We start from the raw sequence: 24,598 nt of genomic DNA, 5'->3' as shown, positions 1-24,598 counted from the left end.
CAACTCTTGTGGGACTATCAGCTTGCAACGTACAGAGATAGTCTGGCTCATGGGCTTATTGTAGTTCATCCAGACTTTTGACCAGCAAACCTATAAGGAGGCGGGCTTTCCTCCCGACACCAAGCCTGCGGCTATGGTGCGGGCCTCCAGCCCGAAAATTTGGTGACGGGGATCGACAACGGGGATTGAGTTGCCGCATTCCCCAAGGCTACGGATTTGGAGATGGAGGCAAGCTCCGTTTGTAGACATCGGGCCACATACTCAACCGCAGCGTAGGTGGTGGCTTTGCCAAGGCTAAGGCGAATGGATCCCAGCGCCTCGGCTTCTGAGTGGCCCATGGCCAAGAGGATGCGGCTGGGGATCAGTTGGCCGCTGCTACAGGCGGAGCCGGCGCTAATGGCGATCCCCTGGCGGCTCAGAGCCCTGACCAGCACATTCCCCGGGATCCCTGCGGCGCAGTAGCTGAGGTGGTGGGGCAGGCGCTGCTCCAAATCCACAGGGCCGGTCAGCCGCAAACCGGGCACCTCCGCCAGCAACTGGGCCAAATGCCGTTGCAATTGCCGCAGGCGGGCCGTTTCTTGAGATAGCTCTTGGGCCGCCAAAGCTGCCGCCACTCCCAAGCCGACAATGCCCGGGATCCCTTGGGTGCCAGCCCGCAGCCGCCGTTCTTGCCCACCCCCCCGCAGCAGCGGTCGCAGCTCCACCCCTGGGCGCACGTACAGCGCCCCCACCCCCTGCGGCCCGTAGAGCTTGTGCCCGGAAAGGGAGAGCAGATCCACCGGCAGTTGCGCCAGATCCAGCGGGATCCGCCCCACCGTCTGCACAGCGTCGGTGTGGAAGAGCACCCCCGCCTGGCGACAGATCTGACCCAGCTCTGCAATGGGCTGCAGGGATCCCACCTCATTTTGGCCGTGGACGATGGAGACCAAAACGGTATTGGGTTGCAGCGCCTGGATCAAAGTCTGGGGATCCACCTGGCCGGCGGCGTTCACCAGCAGACGGGTGACCTGCCAGCCTTGGGACTGCAACTGGCGGGCAGCATTCTCCACCGAGGCGTGCTCGACGCTGGAGATGATGAGATGTTGGGGAGTAGAGTAGCGCTGGGCCACCCCAAACAGGGCCAGGTTGTTGGACTCCGTCCCGCCTGAGGTAAACAGCAGCGCCTCCGGCTCACAGTTAAGCAGCTCGGCCACCTGCTGCCGCGCCCGCTCCATGGCCATGGCGGCCCGTTCTCCCCACCCGTGCAAGCTGGAGGGGTTGCCCCAGCTTTCCTGCATCGCCATCTGCATGGCCTCGATCACCTCAGGCCGAGGCGGAGTGGTGGCGCTGTGGTCAAAGTAGAGGGCAGGATCCAAACGCAACATGCCAGCTCGACCAGCCGGGGCTCCGTGTTCCTATCTTAAGATCCTTGGCCAGTGTTGCCCAACGCTGGCAGCAGCTTCCCCTTGTTGAGGCCAAACCCGCTGGAGGCAAATTGAGCCTGCCTACTTGAAAAGACTAGTACGCTGGCGGTGCATCACCACCGATTCCACCAAGCCAATGGCCAGAAAATTGGTCAGTAGAGCCGAGCGGCCATAACTTAGAAAAGGCAAAGGCAAGCCGGTAATCGGGGCCAGGCCGATGGTCATGCTGATGTTCACCACCGCCTGAAAGAGGATCATCGCCAGCACCCCAATGGCAATCAGGGATCCAAAATTGTCCTTGGCCCCTTGGGCAATCCAGATCAGCCGCGCACACAGGATCCAAAACAGGATCAGCACCGTCAGGGCGCCGATAAAACCCATCTCTTCCCCAATGGCCGAGAAAATAAAATCCGTGTGCTGTTCGGGGATGAAGTCCAGCTGGGTTTGGGTGCCCTGCTGGATACCGCGGCCCCAGAGGCCGCCGGCTCCGATGGCAATGCGGGATTGAATGAGGTGATAGCCGGCTCCCCAGGGCTCTTGCATGGGATCGATAAAAATCTCCAGCCGCCGCCGCTGATAGGGCTTGAGAAGGTGCCAAGCTAGCTGACCCAACTGCCCCGAGAGCAGGTTGATTACCCCAAAAGTTACGGCCCCCGTCCACTGCCAGGGGAGACGCCAAGCAGCCAACCCCGCCATTCCCAGACACCAGAGCAGCCAAACCCAAAGCATCCAGCTCAGCTCTGGGCGAGTGTGTAAGCCATAGAGAATGGCTCCCACCCCCGGCGACAGGAGCAAGAGGATCCAACTGCCCTTGGCTCCGGCCCAGTAGAGCATGACCAGGACAATCACCACAAACACCAGGGCAGTGCCCAGGTTGGGCTGCAGGAAAATCAAGATCCAGGGAGGAGCAATGACGGCAACGGCCACCCAAATCTGGCTGAAGTACTTGATCGGCCAGTGGTGCAGGAGAGCAGCCAGGGTAACAATTACCCCCAGCTTGGCAAACTCAGAAGGCTGCACCTGAAAGCCAGCGATGGAGAGCCAGCGCTCCGCCCCTCCCCCCGCCGTGCCGAAAAAGAGCACTGCAATTAAACCTGCCAAGGTCAGGAAGTAGGTGAACCAGTGCCAGCGCAACAGCCGCTCATACGGGATCCGGGCTACCATTCCCAAAAACACCAGGCTGATCCCGGCCATGATCAACTGCTGCAGCCAATAGTGGCTGATGGGACGCTCCCAGACTGCGCTGCGGATGGCAAGAATGCCGATGCCTGTCAAGGCCAGCACCGTGGCCAGCAACATGCCATCGAACTCCCGCCAAGGAGCCAAGATCTGCCGCAGAAGCTTTTTCCACCTAGGCTGAGAAGACACCTTTGGGTCAACGTTGCCCAGCAATAGACCCCATCCTCCAAAGCAAGGCCAGCACCAGTTTGACATGCCCCTTGCCCCACTGGCTCACTCTCGACCCCTCTCCCACGGGGGGAGCTATTCCCAGCTCTGCAGTTGCCCTAGCCAAGCGGAGAGGCGGGATCCCACCTCTTCTCGACGCCCTTCAAGATTGGCTGCCGTCCAAATCAGAAGCAGGCCCAGCAGGATCCCAGTGGCCCAGAGCAGCAGCGCATCAGTTGTTACCAACAGCCATCCCTGCCGCAGGATCCCCAGCCCAAAGGCCAGCGTGCCCACGAAGAGATAGGCTCTTACCCGCAAGGCCAAGCCCAGCAGACCCAAGGCCAAACCCAACCCTACCGGCCAAAAGCCCGTCCACCGTTGCCCGTGAGTTTCCACCAGCACCACCAGCAGCCATGTGCCCAAGGAAACCAGCCGCAGCCAATGCCGCCCCCGCCGTCCGTTGGTTTCCTGTAATCCCGGATCCACCTGAGCCACATAGAGCAGGGATCCCACCAGGGGCAGGGCATAGAACGTCAGGGAAGCCCAATCCTGATGCCAGCCGTAATTCCACAGGATCCAGTTGCTCAAGAACAGGCTGACATAGCCCAGGCGCACTTGGGATCTCCAGATAGCCAGCAGGGCATAGTAGGTTGCCCCCAGCAGCAGATTAAGGGTGTTATTTCCTCCCGCGGTTACCAGAAAAGCGGCCAGGGGCAGCACCAAGGCTGTATTCTGCCAAGGAGCCGCCGGCCAGCCCCACCCTCGCCAGGGCAAGCCATGGTAAACCAGCCCCAGCCCACAGAGCAGGGATCCGGCCCATCGCGCTATGGATAGCTGCGGCAGCCCCAGGAACACACCGCCCAGCAGAACCCCAGCTCCTTGCCATGCACTGAGGTAACCCCAGACCGTTGGCACCCAATTTTGCTCTGTTGGAGATTCTAGAGTTGAGGTTCTCGCCTGTCCGCCGGCATAGGCCACCAGGCTGGATCCCGTCAGCACCCAGAGGAGCTGTCCCCAACGGCTGAGGCGAGGATCGAAAAGGGCAGACCAGAGGACAAGGCTGGCCAGAGCCCAGTTGGCCAAGGCCATCCAGCGCAACCCAGCTCTTTTAAGCTGCAGGGTCGCCGCCAGCCAAGGGGGACAAAAGCCGTAGCCCCAGGCCAAGCTCAGCCCTAACAGAGCGATCAACACCAACCCATTTGCCAGGGATCCCCCAGTTCGCTGGCTGAGGAAGTAAACCCAGCTCTCGTAGGCGGCCACAGACACGCCCCAAGCGCCCAGGAGCCCTTTCCAGTTGGCAGGACGGAGGTCTTCCCGGCCTTGCTCTTGCGCCCGTTGGATCGCCTGTCGACGCCCCAGGCCCAGCAACACGATGGAGAGACCTAAGCTGCCCAAGCCCGTTACCTCACTCCACTGGGCATGGGATCCCAGCCAGCCCAACCCTGCATAGATCAAAGGCCCCGTCCGCCAGAAGCTCAGGGCCCTGACCTGTTGCAGGAGCTGCCCCCCCAAAGACTTTGTCCCGCCAGCGCGAGCGGCCCCCTCAAGCAAGAGTTTTTCCGGCCCAATCCAAAAGAGGATCCCCAGGCTCAGATTGATGACGGCAAGCAGAGGGGCAACAGGACGGGATCCCTGCACCACCCACAAGAGGCTGCTGGCCACCAACAGCTCCAAAGCCCAGATCAGCCCATAGGACAGCCCCTCCATTACAGACCATGAGATGGCCGACGAAGCCTCCTGACCGCTGCCGCCAGTTGAGACATCCTCCGCCCTGGAAGGAGACGGGCTTTCGCTCTCCAAGCCAGCAGGATGGACACCGCCGTCGCGATAAAAAGCGGGAGCCACTTCCACCCAAAGCCGCAAAACAATGGCCACCAGGACAGTCCCAGAGGCCAGGGTCAGAGCCACTGGGGAATCCAGGTACTTTCCACCACCGATGCGACCTGCTTCTGGCTGCAATGTCTGCAACGTTAGGGAAAGTAAAAGTACGATCCCCAGCAGAAAGCCAAAGCCATCCAGCACCGGTCGGTAAGCTGCCCGAAGGCGGGGAGAGAGGTAGTGGAACGGAGTCCCTAGGCTGTAGCGACAGCCGCTAGTGCTCCGCACCGCTGTCGCGAACAACAGCAGCACCCCCAAGGCCGTCAGCCATTCTGACTCCGTTAAAGCGGGGAACAGCCGATGGATTCCCACCAGACCGAACCCCCAGCCAAACGTCACTGTCAACAGCACCTCTGCTGGAACAACTGCGTTGGCGGTGTGGAGCTCATGGTCGGCGGAGGGGAAAGAGGCCCACACCCACACCTGAGTGGCCATCAGCAGCAACCCCAAGCCCAGACCCAGAAACTCAACCCCCGGCCTTCCAAAGGTGAGTAACTGGGCCAGCAAAAGGGAGAGAACTGCCGGGAAACGCAAAGACCCGCGCTCCGGGATCCCCTGCTGCCAGGAAAGGGATCCCAATCCCCCTTGCTCTGGGCTCTGCAGCCAGCGGGGCATGAACTCCAGGGGGGGCAGGGCCAATACCTGAGCTGCCGTTAAAGCAAGAGGCACCAGCAGCCACAGCCAGCCCATGGATTGTTCACCAGTCGCAGACGAATCAAGGAACCGTTGCAGCAAAAACGCCAAGTAGCTGGATCCCACCAGCACCAGCCCTATGCCATCTGCACTTCGCTGCCACAGCTCCGCAGGCACTCCCCAAAAAAAGCGCTCTGACCCACCCAGAGCTACCCGCCCTGCCCATTGCAATAGGCCCACCAGCAGCAGAACCACTCCCCAACTGGACAGGCTCAAGTCAGACAAGAGCCAGCGGATCCCGGCCAGCAGCGCCCCCAGCCCGTAGGCATGGGTGAGAAATACCCAGCGGGGATCGAGGAGCTCAGCTCTCTTGGACTTCTGCCGCAGCCACCAGGTCAGGATGCCAGTACTCAAAAGCAAATGCCAGAAGCGAATGGCCGGATGGGGAAGGCTCAAAAGCAGCAGGGATCCCCCTAGCCCCAAAACCAAGCGCTCTGTTGGTTCCACCAGCCCAGAAAAGCCTGTCTCACCGGCTTCTGGACCGCTCCTCTGCCAGCGGGCCGCCAACCCCAGCCACAGCACCTCGTAGGGCAGCAGCGCCAACCCCAGCAAGCCCCAAGGGGAATCAAGGGGCTGAAACCAGTTGGTTACTGTAGCTACAACCTCTTGCCGCCAGCTTGCTGGCCACACCTGCCAAAAAGCCCAGCAAGTTTCCAGGCCCAGCAAGAACAGCAACGTCAAATGCACCCTAAGGACTTCGTCCCGCTGGGGCGACTGGGTGTGTCGGCGCAAGCGCCCGATTAAGACATGGATCCCCAGCAGGCTAATCCCCAGCAACTGCCAGCCGCTGAAAGGGCTCTCCGCCAAGCCAATGGCAGCCAGCAGCCAGCCCACCACCAACAGCACCCAGCTTCCATCCCACCAGCGGGAGAGCGTCCCCTCCTGAGCGCCTTCTGCTACGATGTGCGGGGATCCCTGGGGCCATTCCGCTGCTAGCCAACCCAACAGGGCCACCGCCAACCCCAACTGCGGCACTTGGACATGCCCAGACAGCAGCCCCCGTAGGATTAACAGGGATCCGGCAGCCCCGATTAGCCAGATCTTGGAGCCCCGTAATTCCCGAGACCGGCGGCTCCAGGTGTAAATCACGGTGCTGAGGATCCCCAGATACAGGATCCCCAGGACAAAAGCAGGGCGAAGCTCCTGCGGCCCCAAGCTCCAGAAAGCGTGCAAGCCAGAGAGGGCCAAAAAGTTCACCAAGGTTCCGTAAAAGGCATTGGGCTCCACACCGCTGTCGCGAAAGCCGGCACCTGAACCCAGCGAGCGCACCCGACCCTCAGCCGTCAACGGGATCCCCAGCAGCAAGCCCAGCGCCAGGATGCGGATCCCCCAAGGGATCCCCAGCCCATCCAGGGCCCACACGTTCACCGGCACCAGCAGCAGGGCAATAGCCTCCAAGGTTTGACCGGTTAGACGCAGCCCTTCCTGCCGTTGGATCCATCCAGCACCTACCCCAAAAGCCGCCGTGTAGGCCAAGAGCACCCCATACTGAGCAGTTGGAGAAAATTGCTCCCAGTGGCTGGCCGCCAGCACCCCGGAGGACACCACCACCAAAAACAGGCCCAGCAGCAACAGCCAAGTCACGCTTAGCTCGGACAGCAAGTTCCGCAGCAAAACAGCCAGCGCCGGGGGAGAGGGGGACAAGGACTCCGTCCGAGTAGCGCGATAGTGCTCCGCACCGCTGGCGCGAACAGGTTGAGGGGCAGCTTGGGGCTCTTCTCCCCCCTCGACCGCAGGTTCCTCAACCCCAGATCCGGCCAGGCGAGCATTTCTTTCTCGCACCATCCCTGGGATCCAAATCAAATCCAGGAGCTGACCGATCCCCAGCAGCCCAAAGGTCAACAGCCAGAGCAAACCCGTCCGCCAGCGGCCCAGATAAAAACGGTGCAGGCCACAGATGCCAAACAAACCCAAAATCCAGAGCACGTAGGCCGAGCCAAGACGAGCCGGGATCTCGTCGCTGGGGGAAACTGCCGCTGACCTTGGTTCCTCCCCCTCTAGCCGATACTGCTCCACCAGCAAGCGAAAGTGCTCTGGGGTCAGTAAGCCCAGCTCCAGCCAAGCTCGCAAACCTCGCAACACCTGCTGCCGGGATCCCCGAACGGTGAGCTGCAAAAGGACTTGCTCCGAGGAGGGCGAGCGGTCAGATTGCAGCTCCTCTGCTCCTGGAGGCAAGAGGCGATCCTGGGATCTCATGGCCAGATTCCTTGAGCAAAAGGCTTGGGGCTACTGCTACTCTAAGCCTTGCTCTAGCTGGTTGCCATGCCGTTCTCAAATCCTTCTGATACATTTACGCTGAACACTGCTGAACATCACTGTTCAACTATGCAGCGATAGCATTCTGTTTGTTTCCAAACAGAATGGCGGTATCCCGCAAAGCTTTGAGTAGAATACCCAAAGCGCAGTTTCCGTGTCGTCTTACTACCAATTTTCTGCTTTGCTTTGGCTACCATGTTGGCAGACTCGAAAGTAAACAGAAAGATCAACTGGTAGTAATCCGTACTGAACATATTATACATTATTTTCAGTATAGTTGAGCTTATTATTGACTAGAGTCATGCTCTTGCTCCGGCAGAGTGTCAGTTCCTGCTGATGTGACCAGCCCTCTAAACCTCAGTTGGGATCCCTGGGATCTCGCTGCTGTGAGTGCTGCGCAAGACGGGAAGCGTCATCATCTGTCCCAGGCGTGAAACGGTGAGCTCCGCCGCCGGAATGGGCTCCGAGACCTGTCCGCCGCTGAACACCATCACCCGGTCGCTGTACTGCAGGATCTCGTCCAAATCCGCCGAGGCAAAAAGAATAGCCGTACCCGCTTGGGTGCGTTCCAGCAATTGCCCCCAGACCCACAGCGCCGACTCAATGTCCAACCCTCGCGTTGGGTGCTCCATCAGCAAAAGACTCAGGGGTGTGGGCAAGAGAGCCAACTGACTGCGCTGTTGGTTGCCCCCCGAGAGTTGCTCCACCCGGCTGTAGGGGTGACCCCGAATGCTGAAGTGTTCGATGGCCGCTTGGGTCTGCTGACGGGCCAGAGCCCAGTTGATCCAGGGATCCTGCTGCTGGAGGGCAAAATGCTCCTGCAAGGTTAAGCCGGGGATCAGCCCTTCCCGCAGCCGATCCGCCGGAGAAAACCCCACCCCACAGCGCAGATAGTCGCCGTAAGGACGGCCTGTCATCTCCTGCCCCCTCAACAAGATCTGGCCACGCCTGGGCGGCAACAACCCTGCACAGGTGAGCAGGAAAGAGCGTTGCCCACTGCCTTCCAAACCGGCCAACCCAATCACTTCCCCCGGCTGCACCGCCAGATCTGGCAAAGCCAAGGCAAACGGCTCATGCCGCACCACCAGGGAGCGCAACTCCAACAGGGGATCCGCCCTCCTTTGCGGAGAATGGGGCCGAGCTGGGGGTGCCAACTCCCGCCCGAACATCCAATCGATCAACCGCTGTTCCAGCAGGGCAATGTCCTCACCTCTAACAGGCAGCTCCCCCACCACCTCCCCCTGCCGCATCACCGTCACCCGATCGCAAAGGCATTCCACATCGGCCAGCTTGTGGGAGACGAAGATCACCGATTTGCCCTGCCCCGCCAGCCTTCTCAGAGCCGCGAACAGAAGATCTTTTTGCGCTGCAGAAATGCCCGTCGTTGGCTCATCCAAAATCAAGGTGTTGATCCCCAGGGAAAGCAACCGCAGCATTTCCAGTTGTTGCCGTTCCCCCACCGTCAAGCTGCCGATGGCTCCATCGGGGTTGAGGTTGAAACCAAACTCTTCACAGGCTTTCTCAAGACGTTTCCGGCTTTCCCGCAGCCCCAAGCCCAAGCGCCCTCGTTGCCCGGCAATAAAGTTTTCCAGCACCGTCAGAGAAGGAAAATCCAAGGGATCCTGGTGCAACATGCCAATGCCCAGGCGAATGGCTGCTGCAGGGCTGTCGATGCGAACCGGTTGCCCATCGATCCAAATCTCCCCCTGATCGCAGCGCAGAAAGCCGCTCAGGATTTTGACCAAGGTACTTTTGCCGGCCCCGTTTTCCCCAAGCAGGCCGTGGATCGTGCCCGCCTCCACCCGTAAGGACACATCGCGGTTCGCCTGTACCGCCCCAAAACGCTTGTGGATGTGCAGCAGCTCGACCTTCATTCTGCTCATAGTAACCTGCCTCCCCAGAAAATCCCCAAGAATACAGTTGCTGAGGTTGCAAGTGCTGGTGCTACGATAGCGACAGCTCGCCGTTAGGCGTTGGCTGCGGACGAGTTCAGCATCGATCTGTGGTTCGCCCTGCCCCTCTTCTCCGCCCTTCCCCCCTGCCACCCATCTCGGATAGCAACCGCCTCAAAATCTTCTCAGGCAGCGCTAACCCGGCTCTGGCTCAGGAGGTGGCGCGTTACCTGGGCATGGATCTGGGCCCGATGTTGCGCAAGCGCTTTGCCGATGGCGAGCTGTACATCCAAATTCAGGAGTCGATTCGGGGTGCCGATGTCTACTTGGTGCAGCCCACCTGCCGCCCCGTCAACGACCACCTAATGGAACTGCTGGTGATCATCGATGCCTGTCGCCGCGCCTCTGCCCGGCAGATCACCGCCGTCTTGCCTTACTACGGCTACGCTCGTGCCGACCGCAAAACGGCAGGCCGAGAAGCGATCACCGCCAAGCTGGTGGCCAACATGATCACCCAGGCAGGGGCCCATCGCGTGCTGGCCATGGATCTGCACTCGGCTCAGATTCAAGGCTACTTCGACATTCCCCTCGACCATGTCTACGCCCAGCCGGTATTACAGGCTTACCTCAAGGAAAAGGGCTTGCTCGACGAAGACATTGTGGTCGTCTCTCCCGATGTGGGGGGTGTGGCTCGTGCCCGTGCCTTTGCCAAAAAACTCAAGGAAGCCCCTCTGGCAATCATTGACAAGCGCCGCCAAGCCCACAACGATGTGGAAGTCATGAATCTGATTGGGGATGTGCGGGGGAAAACTGCCATCCTTGTGGATGACATGATCGATACCGCAGGCACCATCTCGGAAGGGGCAAAATTGCTGCGCAAGCTGGGAGCCAAAGCGGTTTATGCCTGCGCCATTCACCCTGTTTTTTCTGAGCCGGCCATTCAACGCCTGCGGGGTGGCCTGTTTGAAGAGGTGATCGTCACCAACACCATCCCCATCCCTCCAGAGCAGCACTTTCCCGAATTAACCGTTCTCTCGGTAGCCAATGTGCTGGGGGAAGCGATCTGGCGCATTCATGAAGATAGCTCCGTCAGCAGCATGTTTCACTAAAGTAAGTTTCAAAGTAAGTTTCTCCAGAGTATCGCTAGAGTAGAGTGGGTGCAGAATGGGTGCGCCTGCTCCTTTTCCCTGTGGAGATCAGCCCAACCAGGCACCCCCGATCTGTCGTGATGGACTGGGTTGAGCCAGCTCCTCGGCCAGGTTTTCCCATGTCACCTCCCATTTCTCGCTCGCCAAGATCCGTTGTGCACGGTTTTGCTTTCCCGCGGACTGCTCCCAGGGAAGGGCAGTCCCTTCAAACCGAACTGGGTACAGCGCTGTACCCGCTGTTGCAATTACTGGGTCAACTGCTGAAAGTGCCCTTGGTCTATCTAGAACTGGCCCAGCCGGGATCGGATCCCCACTCGTCTTCAAAAGGGATCCTCTACCGGGATCCGCAAAGGATCCCAGCCGGCGAACCCTTCAACCTCAATGCCAGTCCTGGGGCTGAGCAATGGCCTTTTCATGAATCCTTCCTCTTGCAGACTGAGCAGGGGATCCGGTTGGCCGATCTGCACCTGCTTGACTGCCATCCTCGCCAACTGAGTTCCTTTGAACGGGAACAGATTGACCTCGTTGCCCTCAGCCTGAAGCACATTCTTCTCCAAGCCCAGGAGCATCGGCAAACCCTCGAGCAGCTCCAATCCCAACTGCAGGACAGCCGCAGCACTGCTGCCCGCTACCAGCAGATCTTCGAGAACGCCGTCGAAGGCATTTTTCAAACCACCCTAGAGGGCAAATATCTGGTTGCCAACCCGGCCTTGGCCCATATTTTCGGCTACGAATCCCCTGAGGATTTGATGCACAACGTCTCCGATATTGGCACCCAAATCTATAGCGATCCGGAGCAACGAGCCGAATTCATCCAGCGCATGCTGAGAGAAGGTCAAGTTGTGAATTTTGAACACCAAGTCTGCTGCAAAGATGGCAGGCTAATTTGGATTTCTTTAAATGCCCGTACCATCTACAACGACCAAGGGGATCCCCTCTATTTTGAAGGATTTGTTACCGACATCACAGCATCCCGTCAACTGAAAGAACGACAACAACAATTGGAAGAAGCCCGCCGAGAGAGCGAGCATCGTTTTCTGCAACTGGTAGAGAATACGCAACAACTGTTTTGGATCACAACACTCTACAGCAAAGAGCTGATCTACGTCAGCCCAGCCTGTGAAGCCATTTGGGGCCGCTCCGCCGAAGAGGCCTACGCCAACCCCCAAGCCTGGATGCGCCAGATCCACCCCGACGACCGCTGGTTGTTCCCCACCATCCTCAAAGCCCAATCGGAGGGCAAATCCACCGATGTTGTCTTCCGCATTTATCACACTGATGGCCGCCTGATTTGGCTGCGGGAACGCACTTTTCCCATCGCCGACAAAGAGGGCAAAATCTATCGGGTGGCAGGGATCGTCGAAGACATCACTGAGTCCAAGCAACTGGAAGCCGAACGGCGTCGGATAGAGCAAGCCTGGCAACAAAGCGCCAACCATTTTCGGCAGATTTTTGAGCTGGCCCCCAATGGAATTGCCCTTGTGGACTTGCAGGGGCGATTTATCCAGGTCAACGATGCCTTTGCCCAGATTGTCGGCTACACCCCCGAAGAATTGAAACATCGGCAACAACTGGACATTCTCCACCCCGAAGATGTCAACCCACTGCTGGGGGCCAATGAGGCTTTGCTGGCAGGGAAGGTCTCTGTCAGCCAGCGCCAGATTCGCTACACCCACCGTTCCGGCCAGGTTGTTCATGTGCTGTTTCAGGCCACCCTGCTCACCGACGAGGAAGGACAGCCCACCCAGTTTCTCAACCAGGTGATCGACATCAGCGCCCGCGTGGAGGCAGAAATTGCCCTCAAAGAAAGTGAAGAACGCTTCCGCCAATCCTTTGAATGGGCCCCCATTGCCAAGGCCATGACCCACGTGGATGGCACCTATTTGCAAATCAACGCCGCTTTTACCGAAACCCTGGGCTACACCCTGGAGGATCTCAAAGGGAAAACCGTCCTCGACATCACCCATCCCGACGACATCGCCACCACTCTGGAAAACAGCAACCGCCTGCTGGCCGGCCAGGTGCATCAGTGCGAACAGGAACAACGCTACATCCACAAGAACGGCCAAATAGTCTATGCCATTCTTCGCATCACCCTGGTGCGCACGGCCCAAGGGGATCCCAGCTACTTTCTAAGCCAGATTTTGGACATTACCGAGCGCAAGCAAGCCGAGGCAGCCCTTCGCCAAAGTGAGCTGAGTTTACGGGGCATCTTCCAGCAGTCAGCCCTGGGCATTTCCATCGTCGATCATCGGGGCCATTACCTAAAAGTGAACCCCGCTCTGGAAGAGATCTTGGGCTATAGCGCTGCCGAACTGACCCACATGAGCTTCTGCGACCTCACCCATCCCGAGGACATTCAGGAAGATTGGCAACTCTTCCAGGAGGTTTTGAACGGCCAACGGGATCGCTACCACCTGGAAAAACGCTACATCCACCGCAGCGGAAAGGTGGTTTGGTGCCGCCTGGCGGTCTCTGCAGTCCGGGATCCCGAGGGCAAAAACCTCTTCATCATCGGCATTTGCGAAGACATTACCGAAGAAAAACGGGCAAAGCTGCAGATCCAAGCTGCCCTTCAGGAAAAAGAAGTCCTGCTGCGGGAGATTCACCACCGCGTCAAAAACAACCTGCAAATCATCTCCAGCCTGCTGCGGCTCCAAGCTGACCAAATCAAAAGCCGCAAGTACGCCCGCGTTTTTAAGGATGCCGGCAGCCGTATTCAAGCCATGTCTTTGATCCACGAAGGTTTGTACCAATCCAACAATCTGGCCGCTGTGGATCTCAAGCAGTACCTACACAATTTGATCTCCAACCTCTTTCACTCTTACGGGGTAAACCCCGAGAGCATTCGCGCCAACATCCGCGCCGAAGGGATCCGCCTCAACCTGGACGATGCGGTCTTGTGTGGCCTGATCATCAACGAGTTGGTGACCAACAGCCTCAAGTATGCTTTCCCGAAGGGCCGCAGTGGAGAGATAGAGGTTTGTTTCAGCCAAACCCGCAAATATACTCAGTTGCGAGTCTCCGACAATGGCGTTGGCTTGCCCCCGAACTTTGACTTCAAGGAAACTCAATCTCTGGGTTTACAACTGGTTGCAACCCTCACCGATCAGCTACAGGGCAAGATACAATTGAGGAGCAAACCGGGTACCACCTTCATCATTACCTTTCCGAGGAGCGAGCCTTGAAGAGAGTTCCACCCCTTGTCAAAGGCAGTATCCTGGTCGTCGAAGACGAGAAGATCATCGCCAAGGACATTGCCAACGTTCTGAAAAAATTCGGCTACGCTGTGCCCGCCATTGCTTCTTCCGGGGAAGAAGCGATCCGAAGGCTGGAAGAGATGCCGGTGGACTTAGTCTTGATGGATATCGTCTTAAAAGGCGATATCGATGGTATAGAAGCCGCCAAGCGGATTACCGAGCGCTTCAACATTCCGGTGGTGCATCTGACGGCCTACGCCGACGAAGACACCCTCTCCCGCGTCAAGGAGACCCGGCCCTTCGGCTACATCATCAAGCCTTTCAAAGAGCGGGAACTCTACACCACCATTGAAATTGCCCTGCACAACCACCGCCAGAGCCTCGAGAACCGCAAGCTGGAAGAAAAAAGAATCGAAGAGCTGCGGCAAAAACTGCAGCAGCTGCAGCAGTTCTCGGAGGTGAAGGGCACTCTGTTCAAGAAATTCTTGCAGGATCTGAGCGAGCCCCTCTCGAACCTCAGCTTTGCCTTGGGTCTGCTCAAGGATGCCGAGTCGGAGCAGAAGCGGGAGCACTATCTGCAGGTGCTGGAGGATGAGCTTCGCCGTGAGCTGGAGCTGATCCACCAAACCTCTAACCTGGAAAATCTTTTAAACCTGGAAAATGTTGGCCTGTTGAGCCAGTTCAGCCTGCTGCGTCCCCAGGAGCCCAGCCGTAGTCACCGGTTGGAGGAGGAAGCGCCCACCCCTGCAGCCACGGCCCCCCAAGGGTCGGCAGGCTCTGCCCCCACACCCAGCCCCACCGCCGTTACGGCGCCACGGGCACCGCTGCGCCCCCTCAACCAGACTCAGTTGGCGGAACGGTTGGGGGTGGTGGTTTCCGCCATTACCTATTGGAAATTCAAAACCGGGTTTCCGGAGTGGAGCCGCAGCCGGGATCCCGAGGGCATTTCTTGGCGCTATTCCCCCGATTCCAAGCGCTTTTCACCCGTGCCCTAGCTAGCGTTGCACCACTTCCACCCGCACAGGCGCCAGCCCTGAGCGCACCATCCCCAACACCTCTGCCGCCCGCAGGGAAAGGTCGATGATCCGACCGGGAATAAAAGGGCCGCGATCGTTGATGCGCACCACGGCCTGGCGGCCATTTTTCAGGTTGGTCACCCGTACCTCGGTGCCAAAGGGCAGGGTGGGGTGGGCAGCCGTCATCTCATGGCGGGTTGGGTGCAGGTCATACCAAGAAGCAATGCCCTCTTGCACAGGCCCAACCACACGGACGGGGGTGGGTTCCTGCTGAGGGGCTGTTTTCGGCTTGGGGCCTGCCATGGTGGCTTTGGCGGTCAGAGCAGCCGGTTGAGGCAGGGCCGGAGCTGCAATGGGCGGGGCATCGAGCAGCAGACGGCGGAGACGGTTGGCGGCCAAAACAGCCACATCCACCGGGCGCTGGTTGTCGATCAACAGCACTCCATCGTCGATGCGCAGCAATTCCTTGTTGTTGACCTGAATGGTGTAGAGAGGAACACCCAGGCCTTGTTCGGCCAATTCCAGATCTGCCCAACCTAAGGTGATGGTGGTGTCTTTCAGGGATCCCTGGGCCATTTGGTTGAGCTGGGCCACAAGGGCGCTGGCCCGCATCAGCGGTGGTTCTAGCCCAGGGTGCTCGACAAAACTGACAATGGGCAGATCCCGCACATAGACAGTAACCACCTGTTGCCCGTCCATCTGATAGTCGTAGAGGGTGGAGATGGGCTGGTTGGTGTGCTGCTGTTGTTCGCCGATCTTGAGAATGGGTTCTTCTGCTCGACGGGGCAGGATCGCCTGGCGAGATCGGTTCAAGGGATGATCCAAGTTCAGGGTACCCAGTTTGGCAGGGGCAAGACCCTCGTGGCCGGAGATAGGGGTTTGGGGGGTTCTCGGCAGCGTTCTGACTGGGGCTGCGGCAGCAGTGGCGGGTTGGGAAGGGGGAACGAGGTCGGTGGCCGGGGAGGGCAATTGGGAGTCAGATGACAGCTCCGCTGCTCGGGTGTTGGGGGATCCGGTTCGCGTCGAGGCTTGTGCTCGCGAAGTCAAGCCGCCCAACATGCCTGCCGGCAAGCCCAAAGCCGTGACACAGAGACAACTGACCAAGCCCATTTTGCGGGCGGGATCCAGTCCCTGTCCAAGCTGTTTCCAATTTCGCATGAGGCCGCGCTCCTCTCCAATCCTGTACAACTTCCAAGGCGACGGTTAAAACAGAAGTTAATGTACCATAGGTTTCTGAGTTGACCAGTTTGTACGGTCGGACACAGGAGCTCAAGTCTTGATAGCATAAGGGGTTTCGGCATTTTGGACTACCGCTCAGCAGGGGTTGACATCGATCTGGGCCACGCCTTTGTCAGGGGGATCCGCGAGCGCGTTGAACGGATTCAAGTTCCGTCTTCAGGTTCTTCAGAAACCTTGGGTGGCATCGGCGGCTTTGCCGGACTGTTTGAGCTGCCGACAGGGTATCAAGCGCCGGTGTTGGTGGCGGGCACCGATGGGGTGGGGACAAAGCTGGACATTGCCCAGCAGTGGGGTCAGCACCGGGGGGTGGGCGTCGATCTGGTGGCGATGTGTGCCAACGATGTGCTGACGGTGGGGGCCCGGCCGCTGTTTTTCTTGGACTATGTGGCCACTGGCAAGCTGGAGCCAGAAGCCCTGTGGCAGGTGATCGACGGCATCTTGGCGGGCTGCCAGGAAGCGGGCTGCCAACTGCTGGGCGGGGAAACGGCGGAGATGCCGGGGTTTTATCCCCCTGGGAAGTACGACCTGGCCGGGTTTTGTGTGGGAATTGTGGAGAAGGCGGCCATTCTGGATGGGTCGCGGGTACAGCTTGGGGATCGGTTGTTGGCTTTGCCCAGCAGCGGCCTACACAGCAACGGCTACAGCTTGGTGCGGCGGATTGTGGCCGACCGGGGTTGGCGCTGGGATCACCGGCCTCCCGGCTGGGATCGGCCTTTGGCGGAAGTATTCCTCACCCCCACCCGCATCTACGTGCAGGCGGTGCAGCGGCTGCAGGCAGCAGGGATCGCCATCCACGGCATGGCCCACATCACTGGCGGCGGGATCCCGGAAAACTTGCCCCGCTGTTTGGCCCCCAACCAGGCGGCGCGGCTGCAGCCCCATAGCTGGCCCATCCCACAGGAGTTTCTCTGGCTCCAAGAGCAGGGCCAGGTGGAGACCTTGGAGATGTTCCGCACCTTCAACCTAGGGGTGGGCTATGTGCTGGTGATCCCCCCTGAGGCGGAAAATCAGGTGAGATCCCTGCTCCCCGAAGCCTTCCCCATTGGGGAGGTGGTGGCAGCCAATCCAGGGGAGAGCCGGGTTCTGGGGCTGGAACAGTGGGGATCCCTCACAAGCCCTGCCGACTAGCCAACCGATGGATCCCCACCAAAAGGGGGAAAGGGATCCCAGTTCCCTCGACTCATCCTCGCCGTCGCTATGCTAAGTTGGCATGTGGCCTCAGCACGGTTGCCCGTGTTCTTGCCCGAGCCTGTAATCTCTTCCTAGCATTCGTCTTTACTTGGAATATGGGCAACTCAGCCTTAGCCTGCACAGACTTGGGCCGTTTGCCAACCACCGCTGACCCTCTAGGTTAGGAGTTGCTGATGACAGGTTTACCCACTGCTCGTGCAACCGCGGGTGCCATCGAAGTTGAGCATCTGAGCAAAACCTACGGCAGCTTCACTGCCATCCGCGATGTTTCCTTCCAGGTGAACGCCGGCGAGATCATGGGTTTTTTGGGGCCGAATGGGGCTGGCAAGACCACTTCCATGCGCATTTTGGCGGGGTATCTGCCTGCCAGCGAGGGGACGGCGCGGGTGGCCGGGTTTGATGTTCACGAAAACTCGATGGCGGTGCGGCAGCGCATTGGCTATCTGCCGGAAAACCCACCCCTCTACCCCGACATGACGGTGGAGGCGTACCTGCACTTTGTGGCCCAGATCAAGCGGGTCAGCGCTGGCGATCGGCCCAGGCGGGTGGACGAGGCGATCCGGCGGTGCAGCCTGGAAGAAAAGCGCCACACCCTCATCCGCAAGCTCTCCAAGGGGTTTAAGCAGCGGGTGGGCATCGCCCAAGCTCTGGTTCACGACCCGCCGGTGATCATCCTGGATGAGCCCACCATTGGGCTGGATCCCAAGCAGATTATCGAGGTGCGCAAGCTCATCAAGAGCCTGGCGGGGGAGCACACCATCATCCTCTCCACCCACATCCTGCCCGAGGTGAGCATGACCTGCGACCGAGTGGTGATCATCAACCGCGGCCAGGTGGCGGCCATTGGCACGCCTGCCGAGCTGACAGCCCAGCTCCAGGATCGGCAGCAGGCAAAGCTGGTGGTGGGGGCAACCGAGGCAATGGCCATCCGGACGGCCCTGCAGCCTTTGCCCCAAGTGGAGGTGGTGAGCCTACAGCCCTTGGCGGCGGATCCCTCCCGCTGGCAGGTGCAGCTCAAGAGCAACGCTGCCGCGGACGGCTGGATCCCGGAGGTGGCCAGGGTGCTGGTGCAGGCAGGGATCGACCTCTACGAGATAGGCCGCCCGCAGGCTTCTTTGGAAGAGATTTTCCTGCAGCTCACTACGCAAGAGGGATCTGAGGGCGCATTGGAGCATGCCTCTAACCCCCAAAACCCTGAACTTTGCTGAATTTACTGAGCTTTAGGCGGTTTGGCAAAAGTCATTGAGAGGGATATAGTAGACCAAGTTTCCCCCTGATCCTTGAGTCCACCGCAACGGTTGCCGGGAAGTGAAGGGGGAAAGCGCTCGGGGGGTATTCCTCAGGGCTTTGCGGGATACCGCCTTCCTGCTCAGAGATAGGCAGGATGCGATCGCTTCTTTCCTGAACCATGTTCAGGAGAGTTCAGCGTGAATGTATCAGGAAGCGGCATGAACGGAGTGGTTGCCATTTTTCGCAAAGAGCTGCGCGGCTACTTCACCTCCCCCATTGCCTATGTGGTGGCCGCGGTGTTTTGGGGACTGGCGGGGTTTTTCTTCTTTAATATTCTGGTGCGGGTGATCAGCTTTTCTCAGCAGGTGGATCTTTTCGCCCAGTTCGGCCAGGAGAACAATTTCGACGCCGCCACCATCCTGTCGCAGCAGTTTCTCAACCTCTTGGGCACCCTCTCCTTATTTCTATTGCCCATCTTCACCATGAGTTCCTATGCCGAGGAGCGGCGGCGAGGCACGATGGAGCTGCTGGCTACTTCTCCCATCACCAACTTGGAGGTGGCCCTGGGCAAATGGTTGGCGGTCTGGGTGTTTTTCATCACGCTGCTGCTGCCGCCGCTGGTCTACCATGTGCTGGTGCTGAGCAGCGCCAACCCGGCAGTGGACTACCGCCTGACCCTGATGGGTTATGTGGGCCTAACCCTGCTGGCGGGTAGCGTTATGGCCTTGGGGTTGTTTATCTCTTCTCTGACAGACAGCACCCTCATCGCGGCGGTGGCCACCTTTGGCCTGATCCTGCTGCTCTGGGTGATCGACGCGGCAGCCGGCCAGGAGGAGAACTGGATTGCCGCGACGCTGCGGCACGTATCTTTGCTGCAGCAATACAGCAACTGGGTGCAAGGGATCCTCAGCAGCAGCAGCCTCATTCTTTTCTTGAGCATCATCGTCCTGGGGCTGTTTGCCACGGTGCAATCGGTGGAAAGCCTGCGCTGGCAGCAGAGCTAAGGTCAGAGATGGGAGGAGTGTGGTGTTCGCGGCAGCGGTGCGGAGCATTATGAAGGACTGGCGCGCGTTATCGGACTGGACAGGGATCCTGGGCATTGGCGTCATCGCCATTGGCCTGGTGGTGGGATCCGCCTTTACCGGTTGGACGGCTGTGCCCCTGAGCATGCTGGAAACAGGTTTGGCCCTGCTGGTGGCTTGGGGCATCACCCACCGGCAGGAGGTGGGGGTCTTCCTCGGTTTGCGTTCCACCCAGACCAACGCCAACATCCTGGTGGCGGTGGCGGCGATGGCCGTCATTCTGGTGCTGGTGAATGTGGTGGCGGTGCGCTACGACCTGCGGCTGGATCTCACCGAGGAGGGCCTGTTTACCCTCTCGCCCCAAACCCGGCAATTGGTGCAGGGATTGGCGCAACCGGTCAAAGTTTGGGTGGTCACCACTGCGCCGGATCCCAATCTGCGGGAACAACTGGAGCGCTATCGCCGCCTTAACCCCAACCGCTTTCAGTTTGAGTTTGTGGATCCCAATCGGGATCCCTTGACCATTCAGCGGCTGCAGGTGACCCAGAACAACACCCTGGTGGTGGAGGCCGGAGAAAGCCGGCAACAACTGCCTCAGCCCCCTGCTCCTGATCTGGAGAGCAAACTGACCCCCGTCCTGTCCAAAGTGGTCAACCGAGGGGAGTTGCTGGCCTATTTCGTGCAAGGGCACGGGGAAGTGGGGCTGGAAGCGAGGGAAGGTACTCCAACTCTGGCCCAGGCGGCGGCAGCCCTGGGTCAGGAAGGCTATCGGGTAGAGCCCCTCAACTTGGTGCAATCGGGGATCCCAGAAGAGGCGGATGTCCTGGTGCTGGCGGGGCCACAGCGGGCTTTGTTCCCCGGCGAGGTGGAGAAACTGCAGGATTATCTGGCGAAAGGCGGACGGCTGCTGTTGCTGATCGGGCCGCGGGTGGAGGCTGGCCTGGATCCCTTGCTGGAAGAGTGGGGCGTGGTCTTGGGGGATGACATCCTCATTGAGGTGAGCAGCGTCAGCCAACTGTTGGGGACAGGGCCGGCGGTTGCCCTGGTTACTACCTACGGGGATCACCCCATCACCGCCCCCTTGGCGGCCCAGCGGCTAATGACCCTGTTCCCCCTGGCCCGCTCTGTGGAAACCGAAGCCCGCGAAGGGATCCAAGCCACGCCCCTACTGCGCACCAGCCCGCAAAGCTGGGGGGAGACCAGTCCTGACCTGGAAAGTGGCCCCCTGCAGTTCGATCCGGATCAGGACAAGCCCGGCCCCCTCACCTTGGGTGTTGCTTTAACCCGCCGTTTGGACGCCGACCAGGCCGACACAGGATCCCCGCAGGAGGCCCGCCTGGTGGTGATCGGCAATGTCAACTTTGCCCTCAACGGCAACTTGCGGCAGCAGGGCAACCGGGATCTCTTCTTGAACACCCTCAACTGGCTGACTGAGCAAACGGAGCAGATCTCCATCCGCCCCAAATCCATCACGGATCGCCGTCTCACCCTGACCGGTCAAAACTTCCGCTGGCTGGTGCTGGGATCGACGGTCCTTTTGCCCTTGGCGGCCCTGGGTTCCGGAGCTGCCCTGTGGTGGCAAAGACGGTAGAGCTGGAGGAAAGCAGGCATGTTCAAGCGAACCACCTGGATTCTCCTGGGTTTGGCGGTGGCCTGTTTGCTGGGCTACTTCCTCTTGGACAACATCCGGCAACTGCGTCAGGAGCAACAGGCGGAGCGAGCGCGGCTGTTCCATTTTGCCACCGATACCATTGCCCGCATTGAAATCCGCCAACAGAAAGAGGGGGAACCCGTTCGCGGCAGCGGTGCGGAGCACTTGGAAATCCTTTTGGAGCGCACTCCGGAAGAAGAGGGATCCCGCTGGCGGATTGTCAGTCCCATTCAGTCAGCGGCGCTGGACTTCCCCATTGAGCAGTTGCTCAACACCTTCTCCCGCCTCACTCCCCAAATCACCCTAGAGGGGGCCACCGACCTAGCCGCTTTTGGCCTGGATCAGCCGCGACACCAAATTGCCCTTTTCCCCAAAGAAGGGGATCCCTACCGCCTAGCCATCGGCAACGACAACTTCGACGGCTCCGGCTTCTACGCCCAACCGGCAGGAAAGGAGGTGGTGCTCTTGCCCAGCGTCCAGAAGGGATCCCTGTTGCCCTCTCTCTTGGCTTTGCGGGACAAGACTTTGCTTCAGTTTGATACAGCCGAGGTGAAAGCCCTGCAAGTGCAGTTGGCAGAGGCGGAGCCGGAAGTTGTTCGCCTGCAGCGGCAAGACGTTCGCGCCAGCGGTGCGGAGCACTTTACTTGGCAGATTGTCCAGCCCCGCGAGCTGCCTGCCGATGACCTCAACGTCGATCGTCTGCTCAATACTTTGTCTCGCCTGCAAGCCGTGGAGTTCCCCGCCGAGACCAAAGACGAGCTCGCCCCCTATGGCCTGGAGCAGCCTTCCGCCCGCCTGACGGTGGAGCTGGAGGGCGGCAAAACCCTGAACGTCGCTTTGGGATCGGAGAAAGATGGCCAGGTGTACGTCATCACCTCTGAGCACCCGGCAGTGGCCACCCTGCTCACCAGCACCGCCGATATTCTCCGCTCTGACTTGGAAGAGCTGCGGGATCACCGCATTGCCCGCCTCAACGCCAACCAAGTGGGCCAAGTCACCTTAGAATCCCAAGGGGAAAAGGTCACCCTCACCCCTCGGCCTTCAGAGAAGGGATCCCTGGAGCTGCGCTGGGAAAACCCGGAGCAACCGGGCCAGCCTGTGGATCTCAGCTCTCTGTTCTCCAGCCTAAATGCTGCCCGCGCCAAAGAGTTTGTGGAACAGGCCGACGCGGAAGCCCAGAGGGTGTTGTCTGATCCGGACCTACGGCTGACCTTTGAGCCCAAACCCGACGCCGAGCAGGATCCCTTGGCCCTGAGCTTGGCCTCCTCTGGCTTGCGGGCCTATGTGCAAAGCAGCCGCCAGCCGGACATTGCCGTGATCGAGCTGAGCACCTTCAACAGCCTGGAAACCGAAGTGAATCGCCTCTTGGAAGGCCAGCCGGAGAGCAAGGACTCCGCCCCACTCACGCAACCGCCTTCCACCCCCTCGCCCCCGAGTTCCTAGAGCCTTAGCCAGCAGAGGTAGCTGTCTTCTCCTCCGCGGTTTGGGTTGCTTTTTTCAGGGCTTCCCCTTGTATCGTCAACACCGAGCAGGGGGCGCGGTGCAGCACGTAGTTGCTGACGCTGCCCAGAAACAGCTCGCTCAGGCCGGAGTGGCCGCGGCGGCCCACCACCACCAAGTCCGCATCCCAAGAGCGGGCCAGATCGCAGATGACCCGACCGGGGTTGCCGTAGTTGAGGGTGTACTCAGCGCGGATCCCGTGCTCAGCCGCTTTCTCCACCAGCGAGCGCAGGTAGTCCATCTGGTTTTGCTCGAAGATGGCACATTGCTCCCGGTAGGACTGCCACAGCTCGGCGCTGATGGTGGAGCTGTAATCTACCCCCAGGATCATCGGCGGCTCTGGGGCGCCCGGCTCTTCCTGAGACAGAACATGGAGAATCATCATCTGGGCCTGCATGGCCTTGGCCACTTGGACGGCCTTTTGAAATACTCCCTGGCTCAGCTCCGACCGATCCACTGCCACCAAAATCCTGCTGAACATATTGGCTTCCTCCAGATGGCTAACAGCGGGGCACAAGGCAGAAGCAGCGTGACTTCGGGGTTGACCTCTGACCCCTTTTCCCTCGACTCCAAGCTCCCCTCTGCTCTGCCCCACCTATCTGTGTTGTAGAAGATTTGGGCGAGAAAACCCCAGATATCTTGAACGAACTAGGCAGATTGGCAACGAAAGTTCAGAGATCTTGACACCGGTCAGAAGGCATCGCCCTGGGCTGCCCACTCCAACACCGCCTGCAGCGCCTCGGCCTGCTCTTGCCAGACTTGATCGAGGGGAGTGCCCCGCAGGATTTCCAGCGTTAGGGTTGGGATCCGCCGTTCCTGCCCTGCCCAAGTGCCCAGAGAACCAGGGGTAGGGTAGCCAATGTCGGCGGCGACGGGCAAGCCGTTGCGAGCAGCCATCACCTGGGCCAGCTCAAGGGCAGGGCCGTTGTAGTTCACGCAGGGGTGCGCCTGGCAGGAGTGGGCAGAAAGGATAAACTGGGGCTGAATCCGGGCCAAACTCGTCAACAACACTTGCGTTTCGGGCTCGGAGCCTGGGGCTGCTCCGGGCGGATAGCGAGCTTCCAAAGAGGCCGGGATCCAATCTTGGGTGGGCAGATTGCGGTTGAGATCGACGCCGTTGGCATTGAGCCGTTGCCCCAAGGCACAGCCATCCGGGTTCAGGCGTGGGATCGCCCACAAGGTCGCCTTCCCGGCCAAGGATCCCCATCTCCCCGAGGCCACATAGCGCTCGATCAGAGTGTATCCTTCCACCTCGTCCCCGTGTACTCCGCCGATCAGCAGCAAGGAGCGTCTCCCTTGGGTGAGCTGCCAAAGGTGAATAGGACGTCCCTGCACCGAGTAGCCGATGACCTGCAGGGATCCCAAGGGTTCACCCGCAGCAAGTTCCTGAGACATGGGGGATCCCGGCAAGTCTCGCAACCGTTAGAACGGGAGATCGTCCGGCTCCGGTGGGGAAACCACATCCCCCTCAGAGGATTCCACAATCGCCGGTTCACCCATCCCCGTCAGAGAGAGGACGCGAGCGGATCCCAGCTGATGGACACGGCGCGCGGTGATCTCGGCCAGCTTTTCCTTGCGCCCATCTCGCTCCACCACATTCATGTGCAGTTGGCCCTCCACCGTGATCTGGTCGCCCACATGGCAGGTGTCCACCACCCTTTTGGCCAGTTCTCCAAAAGAGGAAACGCGCACCCGGTAGGGCGGCTCATCCGGGCGCAAGCTGGGAAAGCCAATCACCAAGGACGCAACAGCTAAGTTATCGGGGGTGTAGCGCAGCTCTGGCTCAGACAGAACCTCGCCCATCAACACAATCGAGTTCATAACGGAGCCATCCAGGGATAAGGGGCAGCTCAGCGCACTTCCATCATGCCCGCAGGCCAGGATGCCGTCAAA

The 24,598-nt window shown here is 59.7% G+C and carries 16 protein-coding genes; 8 read left to right on the top strand and 8 right to left on the bottom strand.

The window, feature by feature from the left end:
• Positions 1-131: 131 nt before the first annotated feature.
• From ACVW0B_RS01080 to ACVW0B_RS01065, 4 genes are all read right to left on the bottom strand, one after another.
• Complete coding sequence (locus ACVW0B_RS01080; protein ID WP_457384785.1) at positions 132-1,364, bottom strand: cysteine desulfurase family protein; 1,233 nt, start codon at positions 1,362-1,364, stop codon at positions 132-134.
• Between the two features lie 120 nt (positions 1,365-1,484).
• On the bottom strand, positions 1,485-2,795 hold the full coding sequence (rodA, locus tag ACVW0B_RS01075) for a rod shape-determining protein RodA (RefSeq protein WP_457490736.1): 1,311 nt from the start codon (positions 2,793-2,795) through the stop codon (positions 1,485-1,487).
• A 90-nt stretch (positions 2,796-2,885) separates the two neighbouring features.
• Positions 2,886-7,556 carry an NINE protein gene (locus tag ACVW0B_RS01070; protein ID WP_457490735.1) on the bottom strand — a complete coding sequence of 1,557 codons (4,671 nt, stop codon included), beginning with the start codon at positions 7,554-7,556 and terminating at the stop codon, positions 2,886-2,888.
• Between the two features lie 410 nt (positions 7,557-7,966).
• Complete coding sequence (locus ACVW0B_RS01065; protein ID WP_457490734.1) at positions 7,967-9,499, bottom strand: ABC transporter ATP-binding protein; 1,533 nt, start codon at positions 9,497-9,499, stop codon at positions 7,967-7,969.
• A gap of 119 nt (positions 9,500-9,618) precedes the next feature.
• On the opposite strand from ACVW0B_RS01065, the gene ACVW0B_RS01060 reads away from it, so the two are divergent.
• The 3 genes from ACVW0B_RS01060 (at position 9,619) to ACVW0B_RS01050 (ending at position 14,851) form a co-directional block, all read left to right on the top strand.
• Entirely contained in the window at positions 9,619-10,617 is a 999-nt protein-coding gene (locus ACVW0B_RS01060) for a ribose-phosphate pyrophosphokinase (protein WP_011433256.1), read from the top strand.
• A gap of 158 nt (positions 10,618-10,775) precedes the next feature.
• The gene (locus ACVW0B_RS01055; protein ID WP_457490733.1) at positions 10,776-13,844 is read left to right on the top strand and encodes a PAS domain S-box protein; all 3,069 of its coding nucleotides are present in this window, start codon (positions 10,776-10,778) and stop codon (positions 13,842-13,844) included.
• A complete protein-coding gene (locus ACVW0B_RS01050; protein WP_457490732.1) occupies positions 13,841-14,851 on the top strand; it encodes a response regulator in 1,011 nt (336 codons plus the stop codon). Before ACVW0B_RS01055 ends, ACVW0B_RS01050 begins: the two co-directional genes overlap by 4 nt.
• Here the strand turns inward: ACVW0B_RS01050 and ACVW0B_RS01045 are convergent, their stop codons facing one another.
• Positions 14,852-16,030, bottom strand: coding sequence for a septal ring lytic transglycosylase RlpA family protein (locus ACVW0B_RS01045; protein WP_457490731.1), 1,179 nt, complete (start codon positions 16,028-16,030; stop codon positions 14,852-14,854). It abuts the gene before it with no gap.
• Between the two features lie 144 nt (positions 16,031-16,174).
• Here ACVW0B_RS01045 and purM point away from each other — a divergent pair, with 144 nt between their 5' ends.
• From purM to ACVW0B_RS01020, 5 genes are all read left to right on the top strand, one after another.
• Positions 16,175-17,239: a phosphoribosylformylglycinamidine cyclo-ligase gene (gene purM, locus ACVW0B_RS01040; protein ID WP_457490730.1), complete on the top strand. Its 1,065-nt coding sequence runs from the start codon at positions 16,175-16,177 to the stop codon at positions 17,237-17,239.
• A 236-nt stretch (positions 17,240-17,475) separates the two neighbouring features.
• Positions 17,476-18,510 carry an ABC transporter ATP-binding protein gene (locus tag ACVW0B_RS01035; RefSeq protein ID WP_457402528.1) on the top strand — a complete coding sequence of 345 codons (1,035 nt, stop codon included), beginning with the start codon at positions 17,476-17,478 and terminating at the stop codon, positions 18,508-18,510.
• 240 nt (positions 18,511-18,750) lie between these two features.
• Entirely contained in the window at positions 18,751-19,536 is a 786-nt protein-coding gene (locus ACVW0B_RS01030; RefSeq protein ID WP_011433262.1) for an ABC transporter permease, read from the top strand.
• Between the two features lie 49 nt (positions 19,537-19,585).
• Positions 19,586-21,145, top strand: a complete 1,560-nt coding sequence (locus ACVW0B_RS01025; protein WP_457490729.1) for a GldG family protein — start codon at positions 19,586-19,588, stop codon at positions 21,143-21,145.
• 18 nt (positions 21,146-21,163) lie between these two features.
• A complete protein-coding gene (locus ACVW0B_RS01020; protein ID WP_457490728.1) occupies positions 21,164-22,648 on the top strand; it encodes a DUF4340 domain-containing protein in 1,485 nt (494 codons plus the stop codon).
• A gap of 4 nt (positions 22,649-22,652) precedes the next feature.
• Here the strand turns inward: ACVW0B_RS01020 and ACVW0B_RS01015 are convergent, their stop codons facing one another.
• The 3 genes from ACVW0B_RS01015 to ACVW0B_RS01005 form a co-directional block, all read right to left on the bottom strand.
• On the bottom strand, positions 22,653-23,186 hold the full coding sequence (locus ACVW0B_RS01015; protein ID WP_414343284.1) for a universal stress protein: 534 nt from the start codon (positions 23,184-23,186) through the stop codon (positions 22,653-22,655).
• Between the two features lie 209 nt (positions 23,187-23,395).
• The gene (locus ACVW0B_RS01010) at positions 23,396-24,100 is read right to left on the bottom strand and encodes a M14 family zinc carboxypeptidase (RefSeq protein ID WP_457490727.1); all 705 of its coding nucleotides are present in this window, start codon (positions 24,098-24,100) and stop codon (positions 23,396-23,398) included.
• A gap of 27 nt (positions 24,101-24,127) precedes the next feature.
• Positions 24,128-24,526 (bottom strand): single-stranded DNA-binding protein, encoded by a 399-nt coding sequence (locus ACVW0B_RS01005; RefSeq protein WP_414332102.1) that lies wholly within the window; start codon positions 24,524-24,526, stop codon positions 24,128-24,130.
• Positions 24,527-24,598 lie beyond the last annotated feature (72 nt).

The organism is Thermostichus sp. MS-CIW-23, from assembly GCF_054059455.1.
Note: the sequence above shows the minus strand (reverse complement) of the source record. Positions and strands in the feature narration are given on the sequence as shown.